At 70.6% G+C, this 21,019-nt stretch carries 14 protein-coding genes; 7 read left to right on the plus strand and 7 right to left on the minus strand.

Going from position 1 to position 21,019, the window contains the following annotated elements; genetic code table 11:
* Both grpE and dnaK read right to left on the minus strand, forming a co-directional pair.
* Positions 1-654, minus strand: coding sequence for a nucleotide exchange factor GrpE (gene grpE, locus O3I_RS40375; RefSeq protein WP_014988847.1), 654 nt, complete (start codon positions 652-654; stop codon positions 1-3).
* Positions 651-2,498: a molecular chaperone DnaK gene (dnaK, locus tag O3I_RS40380; RefSeq protein WP_014988848.1), complete on the minus strand. Its 1,848-nt coding sequence runs from the start codon at positions 2,496-2,498 to the stop codon at positions 651-653. The genes grpE and dnaK overlap by 4 nt, the downstream gene beginning before the upstream one ends.
* A gap of 436 nt (positions 2,499-2,934) precedes the next feature.
* Here dnaK and O3I_RS40390 point away from each other — a divergent pair, with 436 nt between their 5' ends.
* On the plus strand, positions 2,935-4,536 hold the full coding sequence (locus O3I_RS40390) for an FAD-binding oxidoreductase (RefSeq protein WP_014988849.1): 1,602 nt from the start codon (positions 2,935-2,937) through the stop codon (positions 4,534-4,536).
* A 67-nt stretch (positions 4,537-4,603) separates the two neighbouring features.
* Here O3I_RS40390 and O3I_RS40395 read toward each other — a convergent pair whose 3' ends face one another.
* Positions 4,604-6,049, minus strand: coding sequence for an MFS transporter (locus O3I_RS40395; protein ID WP_202804910.1), 1,446 nt, complete (start codon positions 6,047-6,049; stop codon positions 4,604-4,606).
* Between the two features lie 83 nt (positions 6,050-6,132).
* Between O3I_RS40395 and O3I_RS40400 the strand changes: the two genes are divergently transcribed.
* Entirely contained in the window at positions 6,133-6,579 is a 447-nt protein-coding gene (locus O3I_RS40400) for a winged helix-turn-helix transcriptional regulator (protein ID WP_014988851.1), read from the plus strand.
* Positions 6,580-6,641: 62 nt separating this feature from the next.
* The gene (locus O3I_RS40405; protein ID WP_014988852.1) at positions 6,642-7,802 is read left to right on the plus strand and encodes a zinc-binding dehydrogenase; all 1,161 of its coding nucleotides are present in this window, start codon (positions 6,642-6,644) and stop codon (positions 7,800-7,802) included.
* A gap of 14 nt (positions 7,803-7,816) precedes the next feature.
* Here the strand turns inward: O3I_RS40405 and O3I_RS40410 are convergent, their stop codons facing one another.
* Positions 7,817-9,055 carry an FAD-dependent monooxygenase gene (locus O3I_RS40410; protein ID WP_014988853.1) on the minus strand — a complete coding sequence of 413 codons (1,239 nt, stop codon included), beginning with the start codon at positions 9,053-9,055 and terminating at the stop codon, positions 7,817-7,819.
* A 74-nt stretch (positions 9,056-9,129) separates the two neighbouring features.
* Here O3I_RS40410 and O3I_RS46920 point away from each other — a divergent pair, with 74 nt between their 5' ends.
* The gene (locus tag O3I_RS46920) at positions 9,130-9,702 is read left to right on the plus strand and encodes a TetR/AcrR family transcriptional regulator (protein WP_014988854.1); all 573 of its coding nucleotides are present in this window, start codon (positions 9,130-9,132) and stop codon (positions 9,700-9,702) included.
* 35 nt (positions 9,703-9,737) lie between these two features.
* Here O3I_RS46920 and O3I_RS40420 read toward each other — a convergent pair whose 3' ends face one another.
* The 3 genes from O3I_RS40420 to O3I_RS40430 are packed head-to-tail and all read right to left on the minus strand — an operon-like array spanning position 9,738 to position 15,062.
* Positions 9,738-11,282 carry a dynamin family protein gene (locus O3I_RS40420; protein WP_051066853.1) on the minus strand — a complete coding sequence of 515 codons (1,545 nt, stop codon included), beginning with the start codon at positions 11,280-11,282 and terminating at the stop codon, positions 9,738-9,740.
* Complete coding sequence (locus O3I_RS40425) at positions 11,279-13,141, minus strand: dynamin family protein (protein WP_014988856.1); 1,863 nt, start codon at positions 13,139-13,141, stop codon at positions 11,279-11,281. The genes O3I_RS40420 and O3I_RS40425 overlap by 4 nt, the downstream gene beginning before the upstream one ends.
* A 52-nt stretch (positions 13,142-13,193) precedes the next feature.
* Positions 13,194-15,062 (minus strand): IniB N-terminal domain-containing protein, encoded by a 1,869-nt coding sequence (locus O3I_RS40430; RefSeq protein ID WP_014988857.1) that lies wholly within the window; start codon positions 15,060-15,062, stop codon positions 13,194-13,196.
* A 294-nt stretch (positions 15,063-15,356) separates the two neighbouring features.
* On the opposite strand from O3I_RS40430, the gene O3I_RS46925 reads away from it, so the two are divergent.
* From O3I_RS46925 to O3I_RS40445, 3 genes are read left to right on the plus strand one after another with little or no spacing between them, the layout of a single operon-like run.
* A complete protein-coding gene (locus O3I_RS46925; protein WP_041563181.1) occupies positions 15,357-17,096 on the plus strand; it encodes an Hsp70 family protein in 1,740 nt (579 codons plus the stop codon).
* Positions 17,089-19,704: a LuxR C-terminal-related transcriptional regulator gene (locus tag O3I_RS40440; protein ID WP_014988859.1), complete on the plus strand. Its 2,616-nt coding sequence runs from the start codon at positions 17,089-17,091 to the stop codon at positions 19,702-19,704. Before O3I_RS46925 ends, O3I_RS40440 begins: the two co-directional genes overlap by 8 nt.
* A gap of 60 nt (positions 19,705-19,764) precedes the next feature.
* On the plus strand, positions 19,765-20,877 hold the full coding sequence (locus O3I_RS40445; protein WP_041563182.1) for a hypothetical protein: 1,113 nt from the start codon (positions 19,765-19,767) through the stop codon (positions 20,875-20,877).
* Positions 20,878-21,019 lie beyond the last annotated feature (142 nt).

The following is a 21,019-nucleotide window of genomic DNA, read 5'->3' on the forward strand; positions in this document are numbered from 1 at the left end:
TTATTGTTTGTTCGCACCGGCATCAGCATCCGATGCCTCTGTCTGCGCAGACCCGGTCTGCTCGGCCACCGCATCGGTTACCCCGACGAGCGCGTGCCGAAGCACCCGGTCGCCGAACCGATAGCCCTTGCGCATGACCAGCCCGATCACCGGTTCGTGCCCGGAACCCTCGTGCTGCACGGCCTCGTGCAGGGTCGGGTCGAACGGCTCACCCGCCGAACCGAATTCCTCGAGGCCCTGCTTCTGCAGGGCGGCGGCCAGCTTGTCGGCCACCGACTTGAGCGGTCCGGCATCGAGGTCGCCGTGTGCCCGGGCTCGATCGAGATCGTCGAGCACGCCGAGCAATTCGGTGACCACGGCGGCCTTGGCGGCATCGATCGCGGTCTTGCGATCGCGTTCGACGCGGCGCCGGTAGTTGGCGTACTCCGCGGTCAGCCGCTGCAGATCGGCCGTGCGTTCGGCGAGTTCACCGCCGGCGGCCTCGGCCGGAGCCTCCGCCGCCGTCCCGTTCCCGTCCTCGGGCCCGGGGCCCGCGGCGGGCTCCGCCGCGGGCTCACGAATCTCACCGGTCTCCGGATCGATCTTGCGGTTGTCCACGAAGGTGACCGGCTCTTGCTCGGTGTCGCGCTGCTCCGAATGCTTGCCGTTGGTCACTTCTTCTCCGTGTCGACCGGCTCGTCCACGACCTCGGCGTCCACGACCTGATCATCGTCCTGGGTCGCGGAGGCGCCGTTGCTCGACGCGGCGGACTCGTTGGCCGACGCCTCGTAGATCGCCTGGCCCAGCGCCTGCGACTCGGTCGCCAGCTTCTCCACGGCCGCCTTGACCGCGGCGATGTCGGTGCCCTTGAGCGCCTCGTTCGCCTCGGCGATGGCCGCCTCGACCTTGGTCTTGATCTCGGCCGGGACCTTGTCCTCGTTGTCCTTGATGAACTTCTCGGTCTGGTGCACCAGCGACTCGGCCTGGTTGCGGGTCTCGGCCTCCTCGCGGCGGGCCTTGTCCTCGGCGGCGTGCGCCTCGGCGTCCTTGACCATCCGGTCGATCTCCTCCTTGGACAGGCCGGAGCCGTCCTGGATCTTGATCGTGTTCTCCTTGCCGGTGCCCTTGTCCTTCGCGGTCACGTGCACGATGCCGTTGGCGTCGATGTCGAAGGTGACCTCGATCTGCGGCACGCCGCGCGGGGCCGGCGGGATGCCGGTCAGCTCGAACGAACCGAGCAGCTTGTTGTGCGAGGCGATCTCGCGCTCGCCCTGGAACACCTGGATCTGCACCGACGGCTGGTTGTCGTCGGCCGTGGTGAAGGTCTCCGAGCGCTTGGTCGGGATGGTGGTGTTGCGCTCGATGAGCTTGGTCATCACGCCGCCCTTGGTCTCGATACCCAGCGACAGCGGGGTGACATCGAGCAGCAGGACGTCCTTGACCTCACCCTTGAGCACGCCGGCCTGCAGGGCGGCGCCGACGGCGACGACCTCGTCCGGGTTCACGCCCTTGTTCGGCTCGCGGCCTCCGGTCAGTTCCTTGACCAGGTCGGAGACGGCGGGCATGCGGGTGGAACCACCGACGAGCACGACGTGGTCGATATCGGCCACGTTGATGCCCGCGTCCTTGATCACGGACTGGAACGGCGCGCGGGTGCGGTCGAGCAGGTCCGAGGTGATCTTCTGGAACTCGGCGCGGGTCAGCTGCTCGTCGAGGAACAGCGGGTTCTTGTCGGCGTCGACGGTGATGTAGGGCAGGTTGATCGAGGTGCTCTGCGAGGAGCTCAGCTCGATCTTGGCCTTCTCCGCGGCCTCACGCAGGCGCTGCATGGCCATCTTGTCCTTGGTCAGGTCGATGCCCGCGCTGGCCTTGAACTTGTCGACCAGCCAGGAGACGACGCGCTCGTCCCAGTCGTCACCACCGAGGTGGTTGTCGCCGGAGGTGGCGCGGACCTCGACGACGCCCTCGCCGATTTCCAGCAGCGAGACGTCGAAGGTGCCGCCACCGAGGTCGAAGACCAGGATGGTCTGTTCCTTGTCGCCCTTGTCCAGGCCGTACGCGAGCGCGGCCGCGGTGGGCTCGTTGACGATGCGCAGCACGTTCAGGCCGGCGATCTGACCGGCTTCCTTGGTGGCCTGACGCTGGGCATCCTCGAAGTACGCCGGCACGGTGATGACAGCGTCGGTGATCTCCTCACCGAGGTAGGCCTCCGCGTCGCGCTTCAGCTTCATCAGGGTGCGCGCGCTGATTTCCTGCGGGGTGTACTTCTTGCCGTCGATCTCGACGTTCCAGTCGGTGCCGATGTGGCGCTTGACCGAGCGAATGGTGCGGTCGACGTTGGTGACGGCCTGGTTCTTCGCCGGCTGGCCGACCAGCACCTCGCCGTTCTTCGCGAACGCGACGATCGACGGGGTGGTGCGCGATCCTTCCGAGTTGGCGACGACGACCGGCTCTCCGCCTTCGAGAACGGCGACGACCGAGTTCGTGGTCCCGAGGTCGATTCCGACCGCACGAGCCATTGTGGTTCCTCCTATTGACGTACCTACAGGTGTCGGTGCCTGGGCGGGCTGTCGCCCTGCGGCCGGCTGTCCGCATCAGGACCGTTCGTGCCGCGAGACCTCGCCCCAAGCACCTGACGGAGCACGATCCCAGCAACGCTGAGCGTGGTCGGCTCAATCCTGCACCCGATCTTCGCTCGGGTCAACTCAAACTTGAGCCCGTTGCACTCAACGTTGTCGAATAGCTCAACGGACGACCGGCGCGGATCATTCCCGAACCCCGGCAAGAATTTCGTCCGTCCGCCATTCTCGTCCCCGGCACCCCCGCCTACCAGCACTTACCGATAACGACACCACCCTGAGCAGGGGTTACCGGTAGCTACGGCGACTGCCCCGGGCGCGCATCCGTGGTGCAATAGCCGCGCGACGGGCCCGAGCCCGGCGGGAAGGAGTCGGGGTGTCGGCGAAGACGCGATCGTGGTGGGGCTGGGGCAACGTCGAGGACGCGGTCGAGGGGGCCGAGCGAGCGGCGCTGACCCGGCGGGTCGCGGCCATCCTGCCCGACGCCGACCTCACCGCGCACGAACCGCCCTCGATCGAATCGCTCGCGCTGCCCGCGCCGCGGGTCACCGTGCCCGATGCGCTCGCGGACCTCGCGTCGGCGGATCCGGCCGATCGCGCGGCACACGCACACGGCCAAGCCTTCCGCGATGTGGTGCGAAACCTGATGGGCGACATCGGCACACCGCCCGACCTCGTCGTCCGTCCGCGCACCGAGGCCGATATCGTCGACGTGCTCGACTGGGCGAGCCGGTCCGGCGTCGCCGTGATCCCGTTCGGCGGCGGCACCTCGGTGGTCGGTGGCGTGGAGCCGCGACTGGACGGCGATTTCGCCGGTGCGGTCAGCCTCGATCTCGGCGCGCTCGATCGGGTGCTGGAGATCGATCACACCAGCCGAGCCGCCCGCATTCAGGCCGGAGTGCTCGGCCCCGCCCTGGAAGACCAACTGCGCGAAGCGAATCTGACGCTGCGGCACTTCCCGCAGTCGTTCGAGTTCTCCACGCTCGGCGGCTGGCTCGCCACCCGGGCCGGCGGGCACTTCGCCACGCTCTACACCCACATCGATGATCTCGTCGAAGCCATGCGGGTGGTGACGCCCGCGGGCGTCAGCGAATCGCGCAGGTTGCCCGGGTCCGGGGCCGGGCCCTCCCCCGACCGGCTGTTCCTCGGCTCCGAGGGCATCCTCGGCGTGATCACCGAGGCCTGGCTGCGATTGCAGGACCGGCCGCGTTGGCGCGCAACGGCTTCCGTGCACTTCGACGACTACACCAAGGCGGTCGCGGCGACCCGCGCGATCGCGCAGTCCGCGCTGTACCCGACGAACTGCCGTCTGCTCGACCCCGCCGAGGCGTTCTTGAACGCGGGCGCGGCGACGGCGGGCGGGGTGCTGGTACTCGGCTTCGAATCCGCGGACCACCCGACCCGACCCTGGATGGAGCGGGCCGTCGATATCGTCCGCGCGCACGGCGGCACGCTGCCGGAGCCGGTGCGCTACACCGATTCCGACGCGCACACCGACGGAGCCGGGGCCGCGGACACCTGGCGTTCGTCGTTCCTGCGCATGCCGTACCAGCGGGACGCGCTCGCCGCCCAGTCGATGATTACCGAGACCTTCGAAACCGCCTGCACCTGGGACGCATTCGAGGAACTGAAGGCCGCGGTGACGACGGCGGCGAACGAAGCGATCCGCGCCGTCGGCGCCACGGGCGTGCTCACCTGCCGGTTCACCCATGTCTATCCGGATGGCCCCGCCCCCTACTTCGGCGTCTACGCCGCAGGCCGCTGGGGTAGCACGCTCGCCCAGTGGGACGACATCAAAGCCGCTGTCTCCGAGGCGCTCTCGGCGGCGGGCGGCACCATCACGCACCACCACGCGGTGGGCCGCGATCATCGCCCCTGGTACGACCGGCAGCGACCGGAACCGTTCGCCCTCGCCCTGCGCGCGACCAAATCGGCCCTCGACCCGGCGGGCATCCTCAATCCCGGCGTACTGATCTGAGCCGCCGTCGCGCGCACGCGCGCAGGCCGGAGCGGGTTACCCACTCCGGCCTGTTCTTTCGGACGCGTCAGATGTGTACGAGCTGTTCCGGTTTCGGCACGACCGCGGGTTTTGCGTTGCGACGCAAGCCGGTTGCGGCGACCACGCCCGCCAGGACCGCGGCGATCACCGGCACGATCAAAGCGGTGCGCAGCGCGTCCATGCCGACCTTGCCCGCGTCCACCGCGGCGACATTCACCGCGGTCACCACGGAAACGCCCAGGGCGACACCGAATTGGATCGCGGTGTAGAGCAATCCGCCCGCCAGACCGTGCTCCGCCTCGTCGATGTCATCGGTGCCCGCGATGGTGAGCGGACCGTAGACGAGGGCGAAGGCCAGCGCGATCAACAGCAGCGTGGGCAGCAGGGCGAGGTAGGCCCGGTCCAGTCCGCTCGGCAAGAACAGCAGGTAGGCTAGCGCTGCCAGCACCACGCCGCCGAAGATCACCCGCCCGGTACCGAACGTCCGTACCAGCCACGGCGTCAGCAGCGGCGCGACGATCGCGTCCAGGCCGAGCACCGCCATCGCCAGACCGGTCTGCACCGTGGACCAGCCGCGCAGCTCCTGGAAGTACAGCGTCGCCGCGAACTGGAAGCCCATGAAGGCGCCCATGAACAGCACGGCCACCAGATTCGTGCGCACCAGCGACACCGAGCGCAGGACGCCGAGGCGGACCAGCGGTGCGGCCGCGCGGCGTTCGTTGCGGACGAACAGGGCCAGCGCCACGAACCCGGCCGCGAAGACCGCCGCGGTGAGCAGCGGTCCGTCCGCGAGATGTTCCAGGCGGACGACGCCGTAGACGAGCAGCAGCATGGCGCCGGTCACGCTCAACGCGCCGAGCAGGTCGAAGCCCGCGAGTCCGGGAACCCGCTGCGGCACACCGGAATCCCGGACCAGGACATACGCGGCGGCGAGCAGCAACGCCGAGACCAGGACCGGCACGAAGAACACCCAGCGCCAGCCGAGCGCGGTCAGCAGGCCGCCGGCCACCATGCCCAGCGTGAAACCGCCCGCGCCGATACCGGCGTACACCACCAACGCCCGGTCACGCACCCGCCCCTCGGCGAAATTCGTGGTGATCAACGAGAGTCCGGCGGGAGCGAGGAACGCCGCGGCCACCCCGGTGACGAAGCGCGCGGTCAACAGCATCCAGCCGGTGGTGGCGAAACCGCCGAGCCCGGAGAAGACCAGGAACACGGTCAACCAGAACAGGAACATCCGCCTGCGGCCGAGCAGGTCGGCGGCCCGGCCGCCCAGCAGGACGAAACCGCCGTAGCCGAGCACATAGGCCGAGACCACCCCGCTGAGCATGCCGGTGGACAGCCCGAGCTCGGCCCGGATCGACGGCAACGCCACGTTCAGCATCGCGACGTCGATGCCCTCCAGAAATATCGCGCCGCACAGCACCGCGAGCACGCCCCAGGCGCGGCCGTTCATCTCCGTAAAGACCTCGGCGGCTCTGGCTTTCACCATCACGACTCCCCAATTTCGGTTCCCCACAGTGGGGTCGGTTACCTCTTGATACCGAGAGCCAGTTTCCGGCAGAATCGACGACCATGGAAGACGGCACTTTGAAGTCACCCGGGGACTGCGGGGATACCGACGCCGACTACGACGTTTACCAGTGGGACACCCGCGTCGACTGCGAGGTGCGCCAGATCCTCGACCGCGTCGCCGACAAATGGTCGCTGCTGGTGATCGCGCTGCTGGATCAGCAGAGCCTGCGGTTCACCGAGCTGAAGCGCAAGATCGACGGCGTGAGCCAGCGAATGCTCACCCGCACGCTGCGTCACCTCGAGCGCGACGGGCTCGTCGAACGCACCGTCTATCCCACCGTGCCGCCGCGGGTGGACTACGCGCTGACCCCGCTCGGCGCGAGCCTGCACACCACCATCAAGGCGCTGGTCACCTGGACCGAGACCCATCAGCCCGAGATCATCGCGGCCCGCAACGCCTACGACCGCCGCACCGCCGCGGCAGAGGAACTGACCGCCGCCCGCTGAACCTTCCTGAGGGCAGGGCGACGCAGTAGCGTGGACCCGCCGCCGACCCGAGGAGTCCGCCCATGCGCGCCGCCGTCGTCACCGAGACGAAGTTCGAGGTCACCGACCTGCCGACGCCGGTACCGGGCCGCGGACAGCTGCTGATCGAGGTATCCCGCTGCGGCATCTGCGGTTCGGACCTGCACGCCCGCGCGCACGCCGACGCCATGGCCGACCTGGCCGACGCCACCGGCTACGACGGATTCATGCGATCGACGCAGCGGGTCGTGCTCGGGCACGAATTCAGCGGCGAGGTGGTCGAATACGGGCCGGACTGCCGGAAGCGCTGGCGGACAGGCACGCCCGTGGTGGCGTTGCCGATCGTGCGGCACGGCAAGAAATCCGAGCTGACCGGGTTGTCGGCCGCGGCGCCCGGCGGCTACGCCGAACAGGTAGTGGTCCAGGAATCGATGACGATGCCGGTGCCGAACGGGCTGTCCGCCGAGCACGCCGCGCTCACCGAGCCGATGGCGGTCGCCTGGCACGCGGTCCGCAAGGGCCGAGTCGGCAAGGGGCAGAACGCATTCGTGATCGGTTGCGGGCCGATCGGCCTCGCGGTGATCTGCATGCTGAAGGCCGCGGGCGTGCGCACGGTGATCGCCAGCGACTTCTCGCCCCGGCGCCGGGATCTCGCGCGCGCCTGCGGCGCCGACGTCGTCGTCGACCCGGCCGTCGACTCGCCGTGGACCGCGGCGCCGAGACACGGCCGCATCGGCGGCGTCACCGACATCCTCGATCTCGGCTTCGACACCATGGAGCGGCTGCGCCGGGTGCCGAAACTGCCCTGGTGGTACGTCTTCCGACTCGCGGACAAGTTCGACGCGGGACCTTCCGGTCCGGTCATCTTCGAATGTGTCGGCGTGCCGGGAATTCTGGACGGCCTGCTCGCCGCCGCGCCGCCGCGCTCCCGCATCGTCGTGGTCGGTGTCTGCATGGAAGCCGACCGCATCCAGCCCGCTATGGCCATCAACAAAGAACTCACCCTGCACTTCGTCTTCGGCTACGACCCCGGCGAATTCCGCGACACCCTGCACCTGCTCGCCGACGGCAAAGTAGACCCCACCCCCTTGATCACCGGCACCGTCGGCCTAGACGGCATCGAAGCCGCCTTCACCACCCTCGCCTCCCCCGACCACCACGCCAAAATCCTCATCGACCCCAAAAGCCCCGCCACCCACCCCTGACCAGACGGGCTCGGTCAGCTCGGCGGCGTGACGAGTTCGTGGGGGCGGTAGTTCTTGGCGGGGATGGTGCGGGCGACTTTTTGGGGCGCGCCGCCGATGAGGGCACGCCAGGGGAGGTACGGGAGGAGGCGGACGTTGAGGTTGCGGAGGCGGATCATCGAATTGGTGGGTGGCGCATACCATTTGCCGACGCCTTCGGCGAAGCGCTGGCAGGCATCGACCATCGGTCGCAGTTCCTGGTGGTAGCGGGTGAAGGCGACGGTGTGGTCACCGCGGGCGGCGGCGAGTTCGCCGGCCAAGATATAGGCGCCGACCAGTGACAGGTTCGCGCCCTGACCGGACAGCGGCGCGGCGCAGTACCCCGCGTCCCCGACCAGCGCGACCCGCCCCTTCGACCAGGTGTCCATCTTGATCTGCGCCATCGCGTCGAAATAGAAGTCGGTGGCGGCGTCGAGGTGGGCGAGCAGGCGCGGCACCGCCCAGCCCACCCCGGCGAAGGTGTCGGCGAGGATCCGCTTCTGCTGCGCGACATCTCGGTGGTCGTAGTCGAGCGGACCGGACTCGAACGCGAAAACCGCTTTCGCTTCGGCGTTTTCGCGAGCACTGTAACTACCCGCGATCTTGCCGGGCACGTTGTAGTCCTGTTCCCAGTGATCCAGCTCGAGCAGGTTCGGGGTGGTGAAGATGGCGAGGTAATAGCCCATGTGCCGGAGGAATTCGTGCTCCGGACCGAAGACCAGCGCGCGGGTGTTCGAGTGCACGCCGTCGGCGCCGATCACCAGATCGAAGGTGCGTGACTCGGCCCGGGCGAACGTGACGTGCACGCCCTCGGCATCCTCGGTGAGCCCGGTGATGCTGTCCCCGAACAGGTATCCGACATCGTCGCGGGTCGCGTCGTAGAGCACCCGCGCCAGATCGCCACGCTGGATCTCGGTGTCGCCGTCCGCGCCGACCCCGTTGAACATCTCGCTGCTGATATCGGCGCGGGACCGGCCCGACGCGTCGACGTAGGAGGTGCCGCGTTTACCGGTGCTCGACTCGAGCGCCTGGTCCAGCAGACCCATCTTCCGCACCACGTCGGTGCCGGTCCCGAGCACGTCGATGGCCTGCCCGCCGGTGCGCAGGGCGGGCGCGCGCTCGACGATCGTCGGCGCGAAACCGTAGCGACTCAGCCAGAAGGCCAGCGCGGGTCCGGCGATGCTCGCGCCGGAGATGAGGACGTTCCGATTGCGCGGCGGCTGGGGATTGCTCATGCACAGAACTGTACATTTGTCTTAGGCAAACGCACAAGACATATGCCTAAGGCGTCTGCGCTACCCTGACGAGCATGGGAAATCGCGAGGATCTACTGGCCGGCGCCCGCCGCTGCCTGCTCGAGAAGGGCTACGCCCGCACCACCGTGCGCGATATCACGACCGCCGCGGGCGGGGTGAGCATGGCTGCGATCGGCTACCACTTCGGCTCCAAAGAGGCCCTGTTGAACGAGGCCCTCGCCGAAGCCAACCGCGAGTGGGGCGTGGAACTCGAGCGCGCGCTCACCGAGGCACGCCGGCCCGACAGCGCGCCGCTGGATCGATTCGCGGCGAGCTGGAGCGCGGTGATCGCCTCGATCGGTACCCATCGCGGCCTCTGGGCGGCCACGTTCGACACCATCGCCCAGGCCGGACACGATCCGACGACCAAGGACCAGCTCGCGGCCCGTATGGCCGAGGCCCGCAGCGGTCTCGCCTCTCTCTTGGCCGACGCCGACGCCGACGCAGCCGATCCGCGAAAAGCGCAGGCGCTCGGCGGTTTTTATCAAATCCTGCTGACCGGCCTGGCGGCCCAGTGCCTGATCGACCCCGAGCACGCGCCCACCGGTGCCGACCTGGCCGCGGCAATTCGGGAGGTCACGGATTGAGCCGCGAAATCCACGGCCGCGCTGCCTGATCCGGCCTATCCGGACAGGACGCCGAGCGCTCCTTCGGCACTGCGCGCCGCCGTCAGGCACGCCGTCGTCGTGAACTGGTCAGCCAGCGGATGGCGGGCACGCGCCCGCCATTTGCGGACCGCGGCCATGGCTTGCTCGCGTTGCAGGGCGGGAGCGGCGTCGACCGGCAGCCCGAGCCGCAGGTGCGGCGCGACGCCCGAGCCGCCGATCAGGCGGTGCAGCTCCGCGAGATCGGTGGGCGGCAAGGACAATTCGTCGGTCCGCAGCCGTCCGAGCAGCCGCAACTCGGCGAACCCGTGCACGTCGGCGAGCAGTGTGCGCACCCGCGGCAGCAAGGCGTCGGCCTCGCTGCCCGGGTAGGCGGTGAGCACCCGGGCGAGGGCGGTGAGCGCCGAGTGCGCCTTGAGTTGGTCTGCCCGCTGGCCGAATTGCACGTCGAGCACCGAGCGCAACTCGTCCACGCCGCTGCGCGCGGTCAATTCCGCTGCCAGCGTGGCCGAATCCCGCACGCCGAGCCGCACCAGGGTGACCGCCATCCGAATGCCGAACAGCCCGAACCGCTCCGCGAGCTGCGCTCGGGCCTCGGGTAGCACCGGCAGCGCGATATCGGACCGGGCGAAGCGGTCGGCGGACAGCAGCGCCGCGCTCAGCTCCTCTACCGGCACACCGGCGAGCGCTTCGAATGCGGCGTACTCCTGTTGCCGCAGTGTCGCGGCCGCGAAGGCGAGCAGGCCCGCGACCGGAATCACCGCCTGGCACAGGCCGGTACGCTCCAGCTCCCCCGCGAATCGAGTGGCGACATCGCGCGCCGAATGCAGGGCGTCGATCCGGCCCGCCCCGATCTCGTCGGCCCGGGAGACCACGCCGACCACGCCGAGCGGTCCCGAAACACCCGAGGCCGCACCGGTTCCGGCGCCGACCCGCTCCAAGAAGTGGACGTCGGCCGCGTCGAGCCTGCGGAGCAGGTAGACCACCGCGTCGGCGCCGGGGATCGCCGGTCCCGCCGCGGCGGGCGCCGTTTCCGCACCGGGCGTGAGCAAGCGAGCCGTGCGCTGCGACACCTCCCGCGACAGCGACGAGGTGCCCGGAGTATCGATGATCGTGGTGTGCGCCAGCGCCGCTGCGGGCCATTCGACCTCGAGATGGTCGACTTCGCGCGGAGCCGGCGCGTTCCACCGCAACCGGTCCAGATCGAAGGTCAGTCCATGGGTACCGCTGCCACGGCGCACCACCACATTGGCGCGCGCGCCGTCACCCGCGTGCGCCGTCACGCTCGGCGTCGAACCGTAGCGGTACCAGGTGACCACCCTGGTGCACTCGGTCGCGTCGGTCGGCGCGATGTCCTGCCCGACAAGCGAATTGAGCAGCGTGGACTTTCCTGCCTTCAGCGATCCGGCCAGCGCGATGCGCAACGGCTGATCGAGCCGCCGCGCACAGTCGGCGAGCAGGGCCCGCGGCCGCGGCTCGCTCGCGAGGGCCGCCCGTGCGGCGCCGACCAGACGATGCGCCTCGGCCACAATTCCCGGTGCCGCGCCGACCTCTCGTGTCACGAGGCAACCGTACCGACGGGCGCGCCCGGCAGCGCGGCCTGCATCGCCTCCGCGTATCTGTTCAATTCGGCGACCACCCGGAGCTGACGTTCCAGCACCGTGCAGCGTTCGGCTCGGCGGGCATTCGCCATGGTCGCCGCCTCCTGCGCGGCGCGCAGCGAATCGTCGATCGACCGCAGGCTCCGGTCGGCGATGCCCGCGTAGTGATCACGCAGCGCTCGATGAATGCGGTGCAGGCGGTCCTTCGACTCCTTGCCCGTCTGGAACGCGACATCGTCGACGAAGCGGCGCACCGCGACCTTCGCCTCGTTGCGGCGGCGACCGAGGCGCGCCTGCTTGTCGTCCCGGAACGCCTTGCCGCCCACCACGAGTCCGGCGCCGATGGAGATCGGGTTCAGTAATGCGAGTCCGGCGAAAGTGCTGGCGAGGCCGACCATCAGCACGCCACCATAGGACCCGCGCATGCCGACCAGCAGCTTGCTGCCGAAGCCGATATCGGGTTCCAGATCCGCGAGGGTGCCCGCGCTCGCGGGCGTGCCCTCGGCGGCGTCCGAGCGCACCTCCGGGAGTTCGACCGTGCCGAGCTCGGTGAAGTGTTCGGCCACCCGTTTCGCGAGTTGCAGCGCCCGCGCGTGCGTCCACAGCAGGTTGTCGCCGATCGCGGTGTCGATGGTGCCGGTGAGATGTTCGGCGATCCGGTCCCAGTGCCGGCCCGGATCGTGCTCGTCGATCCACTCTTCGGTGGTTCTGGCGATGCCGCGCAACCGATCTCGCAGATCGTGGTCCACGTCGCCGGCCAGGTCGGTGATCCCGTCGGCCAGCGTCTGCTGCCACGCCGCGGTGCGGCGCTGCAGCTCCTGCGCCGAGTTACGTGCCGCCTGCAGTTCGCGCACCGCGGCGGCGCCGCGCGCCGGATCGCGCACCGCGACCAGCTCGCTGCCCAGCGCCAGGGCCAAATGCTCTGCCGCCGAACGGATATCGCGGGCGACCGCGGCCCGGGTGGCGAGCTGGTCGCGCGCCACCACCTGCTCACGCAGGAACTGATAGAGCGGTCCGAAGCCGGATTCGAGGCCGAGCTGCTGGTCCTGCAACCGCAGCGCGTGGCTACGCAGCAACGACGACACCGCGATCATCGGCACGTCCACACCCGCCCTGGCCAGATGGCCGCGATCGGCCTGGTAAACCTGTCGCCAGTGCGGATAGAGGTCGGTCTTGGTGACCAGCAACGCCACCGTGGGGCACAGTTCGCGGACCTGCCGCAGGAAGGCGAGTTCCGGCTCGGTGAGTTCGGTTGACGCGTCGGAGAGCACCAGCACCGCGTCGGCGGCGGGCACCATGCCCAAGACGCTTGCCGCGTAAGAACTTCCGTGTCCGCCCACGCCCGGGGTGTCGACCAGCACGATACCGTCGGCCAGCAGCGGATTGGGCACCTCGAGCTCCAACCGCAGGATGCGGCGTCCGTGCGCGAGCGGCGACCGCGCGGCGAGTCCGCCGATTTCGTCGATCGGCACCGCGACCCGGGTTTCCGGGCCGCCCGCGTCACCGCCGGGGGCGGCGAGCACCAGCTCCGCCCTCGGTGCGGGACCGTGCGCGAGCACCGTGGTGAACGTGGTGGTCACGTCGTCACCGACCGGGCAGATATCCAGGTTGAGCAGCGCGTTCACGAACCGACTCTTGCCCTGGTCCAGCTGTCCGGCCACGATGATGCGCCGCCGCGGATCCCGGACCCGATCGGCCGCCACCTCGAGCGTGCCCACCAGATCGGTGCGGCCCGCGGCCCGCGCCGCCGCGATGGTTTCGCCGAGTACCGCGAGCAGCGGTACCGCCGGTGGTGTGGCGTTCGGTGTTGGCGTCCCCATCGCGGACGGACCTCTTTCGATTGGTGCGGAACGGTTTTCGGCGGGTGCGCGATCAGTGCAGCAGTGCGTCGCCGCCGAGATCCGCGCCCGCGGCGCCGGTCAGATCCGTGTTCGCGTGCGTATCGGCGAACAGACCGTTGTCGGTGGAGCTGTCCAGCCCCGATCCGAACGCGCTCGACACATCCAGCGACGACCAGGTGTTCGCCGTGGAGCCGACACTTCCGTCGATCCCCGCGGCCGTGTCCACCGTGCCGTGCGCCGTCGAACCGACCGAACCGCCGAGTCCCGCAGACGAATCCACCGCACCCTGTGCGGTGCCGCCGAGCGAACCACCCAGGTTCGCACCCGAGTCCACAGCCCCGCCGAGCGAACCACCGAGATTCGCACCCGCGTCCACGGCACCGCCGAGCGAACCACCGAGATTCGTACCGGCATCCAGCGAACCGCCCAGTCCCGCAGCGGTATCCACCGCCCCACCGAGACTGCCGGACAATTCGCCGCCGAGATCGGCGGCGGAGCCGAGGCCCGTGGACAGCCCGGTCTCCAGACCGGTGGTCGCCTGCGCAGTCGCGTCCAGCCCGGCGCCGAGACCGGTTTCGAGACCGGAGCCCGCCTGCCCACCCGCCTGCACGGCACTGTCGAGTCCGGCCGAAAGCCCGCCGCCGAGACCGGCGCCCGCCTCTGCGGCCGCTCCGATCGTCGTGCCGAAACCGGTTTCCAGACCGGCGCCGAGATCCGCGCCCGCGCCGAGGCCGGTCTCCAGACCGGAGCCCACCTGCGCCCCGGCGTGCACCGCGCCATCCACAGTTGTCCCCAGGCCCGTGCTCACTTGCGCGGCCGAATCCGCCACGCCGCCAAGGGCGGCCGAGACGGTGCCGCCCACTCCGGTGTCCAGGCCCGCACCGAGTTCGGCACCGGCGTCGAACGCACCGTCGAGGCCGGTGGACAGTCCGGTCTCCAGGCCGGAACCCGCATGCACCAAACCATCCACAGTCGTCCCCAGGCCGGCGCTCACCTGCGCAGCCGAATTCCCCACGCCGCCAAGGGCTGTGGATACATTGCCGGTCAGTCCGGTGGACAGGTTCGCCGCGGCGTCAACGGTGCTGTCCAGCCCGGCCGACAGATCACCGGCCGCGCCGACCGCGCCGTTCAAGCCGGTCGACAGCCCGGCGCCGAGATCCGCGCCGAGACCGGTCGCGGCGTTCACCGTGCCGCCGAGACCGGCGGACAGATCGGACGCGGTGTGCACCGCGCCCTGCAATCCGGCGTTCAAATCCGTCCCCAGCTGGCTGCCCACACCTGCTTGCAGGCCGGCCACCGCGTCCAGCGCACCGCCGACACCGGTGGACAGGCTCGTCTCCAACCCGGTCCCGAGGTGCAGCGCGTTGTTCACCGCGCCTTGCAGTCCGGTGCCGAGGTCGGCGCCGACCTGCACGCCCGCGCCGAGGGCGCCGCCGATGGCGCCGGTCAGATCCGCGCCCACGTTCGCGGCCGTCTCCAGTCCGGTCTGCAACCCGGCGCCGATATTCGCGCCGATCTGCACGCCGGTGTCGATCGCGGAGTGCAACCCGGCGTCGATATCGATGCCGGTTCCGACCTGCCCGCCGAGATCGAGGCCGAGGTCGGCGCCGACGTTCAGCCCCGCGTTGGCGGCCGCGGCCGCACCGACCGCCCCCGCCGCGCCGAGCCCGGCGGCGACACCGGTCTGAGCGCCCGCGGCCACGATCGCGGACAGCTGGGAACCGCCGGCGACCAGCGCCGACTCGGCGACCATCGGGGCGACGGCGGCGATGTCTTCCGGTGTCACCGCAGGCAAACCCGCGGCCACCAGCGCCTCTGTCGGGTTGGCGCAGTAGCCGACCGCCGCCTCGTGATCGCGAAGCAAATTCAGGATGAACTCGAGAATCGCGTTGGGTGTCATCGGAAACATCTCCTGAGAGCTGGCGGACCTTCACGATCCGCGTCGTTGGAATGAATTTCACGCTAGGGGCGCAACTCGTTACGCGGAACGGGGCCGACCCCTACTGCTCCCCCGGCGCGGCCGTTAGGGGCGGCCTCGGCATTAGGGGAATTTCCCCGCGAGTTCCCCCACGCAGGTAACGGCGGACCGCCAGCTACCGAAACAACTGATGCATCGGCGTGCCCGCACTGCCTTTCGCACCCGGACTACACAGCAGCGAGACCCGACCACAGAGTTTTCGAACGGGGTTCACGAATGACACAGCGTGTGGCGCTCGGCATCACTGTCGGAGCGTCGAATTCGGTCGCCGTGGCGGCAGCGGGGGAGGACAGCGACAGCGTGCGCACGTGCCCCAGCGTGCTGCGACTGAGCGCCGGCGCACCGCCCGCCCTCGGCGCCACCGCGGCCGGCGACGGACGACACTCCCGCGAGGTCCTGCTCGAAGGATTCCTGGCCCGGGTCGGCGATCCGGTCGACATGCTCGCCGAGGACGGCACCGCGCATTCGGCCGCCGACCTCGTCGCGGCCGCCGTGACGTGCCTGATGGACGAGATGGACACCGGGTCGCGCGCGCCGGGCCCGACCGTGGCCTGCCACCCGGCGTGGTGGTCCGGGCACACCGTCGACATCCAGCGCGCCGCCTTCGATCGGGCCGGCCTGCACGCGGTGACCCTGGTCCCGGAACCGCTTGCCGCGCTGCGCTGGCTCACCGCGAGCCACGGTCCGCGCACCGACGGCGCGGTAGTCGTCTACGACCTCGGCGCCACCGGCCTCACCGTCTCGGTGTTGCGCACCGGCGATCACGCCGGTTTGCTCGGCGCACCGCTGCGGAGCACGGACATCGCCGGTGCGGAATTCGATCTGCTCACCATGCGCTACGTTCTGGCAAACGTTACGGACGCAAATGATTTGGATCCGTTCGACCCGGCGGTGGAACGCGAATTGGCAACATTGCGCGAACGCTGCCGAACGGCGAAAGAAGAGCTGTCGATAAATACCGCCACGGTCGTCCGGGTGCGGGTGAATCCGGCGGACCCGCACAGCAGCAATGTGCGGCTGGTCCGTGGCGAGCTGGAGGATCTGCTCCGCGCGCCGCTGCAGCGTTCGACCGATCTGGTCCGCGACGCGGTGCACCGGGCCGGTTTGGCGATCGGCGATATCGGCGGGGTGCTGCTCACCGGTGGCGGCGGCGCGATACCGCTGGTCGCCGAACTGATCTCGTCCGAGTTCGGGCTTCCGGTGGTGGCCGCGCCCGCACCGGCGCAGACCAGCGCACGTGGTGCCGCACTGCTGGCCGCGGACCTGGCGGACGCCGCGGCCCGGGTGCCCGCCGCACCACCGGCCTCGATCGGGTCGGACACCGAAGAGCTGCCCACCGTGGCACTTTCGGCCACGCCCGCGGTCGCCTCCGCCTCGGCGGCGCCGCCCTTGCCGACGACGGCCGCCGGGCCGCGCAGCGGCAAGCGACGGCTCGCCGTCGTCGCGGGCGCGGTCGTCGTACTCGGCCTGCTCGCCACCGGCACCGTCGCGATCGGCACCGGCATTCAATCGAATCCGGCTTCCACGAATACCTCCACACCCGCACGCGCCGGCGAGATCGCCGCGACCGCCGGCGCCCAGCCGGGCGACCCCACAGATCCGAATGCGCCGGTCGCCGTGGCGGATCCGGCGTCCCCCACCTCGAATCGCCCGAAAACCGAAGCGGGGCAGTCCGGCACACCGGCGGCGACCACGGTGGCCGTGGTGGACAGCCGGCCCGCTACGGGCCAGCCCGCCGCGCCGCCCGCGGAACCCGGTGCGGCACAACCGGCCCCGCAACCCCAGCCCGCCCCGGCGCCGGCACCGGGTCCCGGCCCGAAACCACAGCCGCCGACCGCGCCCACCGTGCCGAGCCTGCCGACGGGCGTCCTGAACGACACCGTCGATCAGGTCGGCGGCACGGTCGGCACCGTCCTGCGCGCGCCCGGCCAGATCCTCGGAGGAAACGGTGGCTGATATTGCCTTCGACACCCTCCCGTCGGCACGGGAGATCTTGCGGGAACTGGAGACCGCCGATCGGGAGCCGATCGTCTATCTCATCCGCGGCCGTTCGCAGACCGGTAAGTCGACCCTGCTCAACGAGATTCGCACCAGGCTGCGGGCTCGCGGCATCCCGCTACAGGACGCGCTGGTCAACGAGACCGAGACCGCCGCGCCGGCCGAGGACCCGATCTCCGTCGCGCGCAACGGTTTCGGGGGCGCCCGCACGGTCACGGCGCCGCGCCCCGCGCTGGTCATCGACAACGCACACACGCTGAGCCGGTCCGATCTCGACTTCCTCTGCACCGCCATCGAATCCGGGGCCCGCACGGTGGTGCTGGCCACCCAGCAGCGTCCGCACGATCCGCGCCTGCGCGTCCTGGCCGACACCGTCGCCCGGCGCGGCCGAGTGGTCGAACTGCGCGCGCTCGGCGTCACCGATATCGCGCCGTTCGCCCGGGAGCTCGGCATGATGGTGCCGCGCCAGGTGGCTCAGCACATCCACCGCCAGACCGACGGCATCCGCGGTGGCGTCGTCGCCGCGCTGACCGCCGCCTGCTCGGCCCGCCTGGACGCGGGCATCGGCGCGGTCGACGCCGCCGTCGCCGCCTGGGCCCGAGCTCTGCTGGACAACCTGGAGCCAGATCTGCTGGAGACCCTCGTCGTCGCCACCACGGGCACCGGCTTGGACGCCAGCGAGCTCACCGAGGTGCTGGGCGTGGAACCCGCTGTCGCGCAGCACCTCATCGATCGGGCCCGGGCCAGCGCCCTGGTCACCGACGCGGACCTGCTGCTCACGCCCGCGGTCGGACCGCTGCGCACCCTGCTCGGCGATCGCCGGTTCGTCGGCGTGCAGCGCAAGCTGCTCGGCGCGCGGTTGGACGCGGGCCTGCTGCGCGACCACACCGCGCTGCTGCTGGCCGAATCGGGCGTGCGCGACCCGCGCCTGGCCGAATTCCTCACCACGGCGGCGGAAAAGGCGGGCCGGGAGGCGGTGCGCTATTACGCGGCGGCCGCGGCGACCGGCGCCGACCCGGACCGCATCGCGCTGCGCTGGGCCGAGGCCGCGGGCCGCAACGGAGATGGCGAGACCGCCATGCGCCTGGCCGAGCCGGTGCTCGCCCGCCCCGGCGTCTCCGGCGCGGATCTCGCCGACGCGGTGCGGATCTGCGCCGCCGTGCTGACCCGGCGCGGTCTGGTTGCCCGTGCGGCACAACTGTATTCGTGGCTCGGCGCGCAGCGGGTCGGCGCGGACTGGGCGGTCGGCGCCACCGTGCTCGCGCTCGCGGGTGACGTGGCGGGCGCGGCGGAGATGTCCGCCTCGGCGACCCAGTGGCCGCCGACCGAGGCCACCGCGCACGCCCGCTTGATCGCGGGCGCGCTCGCGGACACCCTGACCGGGCACGAAACCCCGGACGCAGCACCGCGATCCGCGAATCGCTCCGCCGCGGCGGTCTCCGCGCTCGTGCAGGCCGCGCACGCGGACTCCGGCGTCGACCGCTTCCTCCCGTGCACCGCGGTATCCATCGCGACGCTGCTGTGCCTCGGCACGGGCGAGCCGCGCCGGGCGGGGGACGCACTGCGCCGCGCCACGGCCAGCGGCCTGCGCTGCCATCAACTGCAGGTGCTCGCCGCCTGGACGGCGATGCTGGGCGGCGACGAACGCGCCGCGGCGGCCACCGTCGCCACGCTCGAACACGATTCGCTCGACCCGCGCGACCGGCTGCTCGCGCACGGTGTCGCCGTCGGCCTGGCCCGGCGCACCGGCGACCACGTCGCGCTGGCCCGGGCCTGGCAGGCCGCGCATCCGATGTTCGACGACGTCGAGGCCGATCTGCTCACACTGCTGCCGATCGGTGAGCTGTGGCTGGCGGGCATCCGGTTACGCGACGAACGCCGGATCGCGCCGCTGGTCGACGCCGCGCTCGCGCTGCTGCGCCGGGTGGCCGAACCACCGCCCTGGGCGAACGCCTTCCACTGGTACGGCGTGCAGGCCGCGATCCTGCACGAGAACCCGCAGGAACTGCTGCCGCACGCCAAGGCGTTGAAGGCCGCCGCCGAGGCGGGCGACCGGCACGCCGCGATCCTCGCCGACGCGGGCCGCACCTGGGTGCTCGTGCTGCGCGGACAGGTCTCGGCGACCCCGGTGGCGACGGCCGTGGCCGGGCTGAGCGAGATCGGTATGACCTGGGACGCCGCCCGCCTCGCCAGCGAGGCCGCGCTCGGCGCCGCCGATTCGGCCACGGCCACCGCGCTGCTCAAGCTGGCCCGCACGGTCCGCGCCGACGCGAAGCCGCAGGAACCGAGCGTCGCGCCGCCGCAGCCCGTGGTGCGGGAGGGCACGCCGCCCGTCCCGGATCCGGCGATCGGGGAGCCGGCCGCGATCCTCAGCGAGCGCGAACGCGAAGTCGCCGAACTGGTGTTACTCGGCCTCACCTACCGTGAGATCGGCGCACGTCTGTACATTTCCGCCAAGACCGTGGAGCATCATGTCGCCCGTATTCGACGCCGGATCGGTGCGCGGTCCCGATCGGAGCTATTGTCGATGCTCCGTGCCATGGGACACGGCTCACTGCTGGTGTGATCCAGCACTGGTGCACAGAGTGCGGATTCGTCAGCCGGACGCCGAAGCGAGGTATTGAGGATGGCCACAGGGGTGGGCCTGCGCATCGCCGAGGACGAGTGCACGGCGGCGATCGTCACCGACAGCGGCGATGAGCCGCTGCTCATCGTCCGCGAGTCGGTGCTGTACATGTCCGACGACGGCGATGCCGCACTCGGCGAAGCGCCGCCGGACGGGAACGCCCACGCCATCACCGGTTTCGTGCGCGCCGTCGGCGATCCGGCCGGTCTCGCGGTCGACGACGGTGAGGCCTACCGGGCCGAAGACCTCGTCGCGACCGCGTTGTTCTGCCTGATCAACCTCACGGCCGAGTATCTCAACGGCGCCGCCGAGTTCTACGCCACGCATCCGGGCGACTGGCCCCGCGAATACATCCAGGCGCTGCGGGACGCGCTGGACTACCTGGGACTGCGTTCGGTGCTGCTGGTCAGCGAGGCCGAGCTGCCGAGCGCGGGGACCGCGGAGCCGGGCGGCACGTACGCCTACGACGCGGCCCGCGCCGCGCTGGCCGCGGTGTTGTCCACGCCCGCGGGCAGTACGCCGCCCGACCCGACGCACGCCGAGAACTCGACGGTGGACACCGTGATCATTCCGGCGGTGCCCGCGTCCGAGGCGCAGCCGCAGGCGTATTCGGCGGCCATCCCGCTGGCCGAGCCGCTGCCGACGGCGGACGCCGCGGAGCCGGAACAGCAACCCGAGCCCAAAAAGCCGGAACCGAAGAAGGACCGCAAGCAGCTGCCGCTGCTGATCGGGGCGGCGGCGCTGATCGGGCTCGTGCTCGGCGGCTTCGCGGTGGCCGTGCTGTTCCGCGAGCAGAGCGACACTCCGGTGCCGCCGCTGCGCGACGCCAAATCCGATCAGGTGACGGTGAGCCCGACCCCGGCCGCGCCGCCGGTCAACTTCCCGACCGTGCCGTCCACTCCGCCGACCACCGAACCGCCGGTGACCATCACGGCGACCACACCGCCGGAAACGAGCGAGCCGCCGCCTCCGCCACCCCCGCCGCCGACCACCGAACCGCCGACGACCACGCCGACGCCGACGACGCGCCCGAAGCCGTCGAAGTCCTCGCCGTTCCAGCCGTTGCCGGAGATCCCGTCCATCCCTGGCCTGCAGATACCGGGCAGTCGGTGATTAGTAGAGCCCTTCCCCGGTTTGTGCCTTAAAGTGATGCGCTGACCGGTGTTGTCGGATGAATTCCCGGCGCTCGGTCTGTTGCTGGAGGACGACTGTGAGCCAACGGATTCCAGGCCCGTTGCCGCGGATTTAGCTGGCA

Source organism: Nocardia brasiliensis ATCC 700358 (genome assembly GCF_000250675.2).
Taxonomy (GTDB): domain Bacteria; phylum Actinomycetota; class Actinomycetes; order Mycobacteriales; family Mycobacteriaceae; genus Nocardia; species Nocardia brasiliensis_B.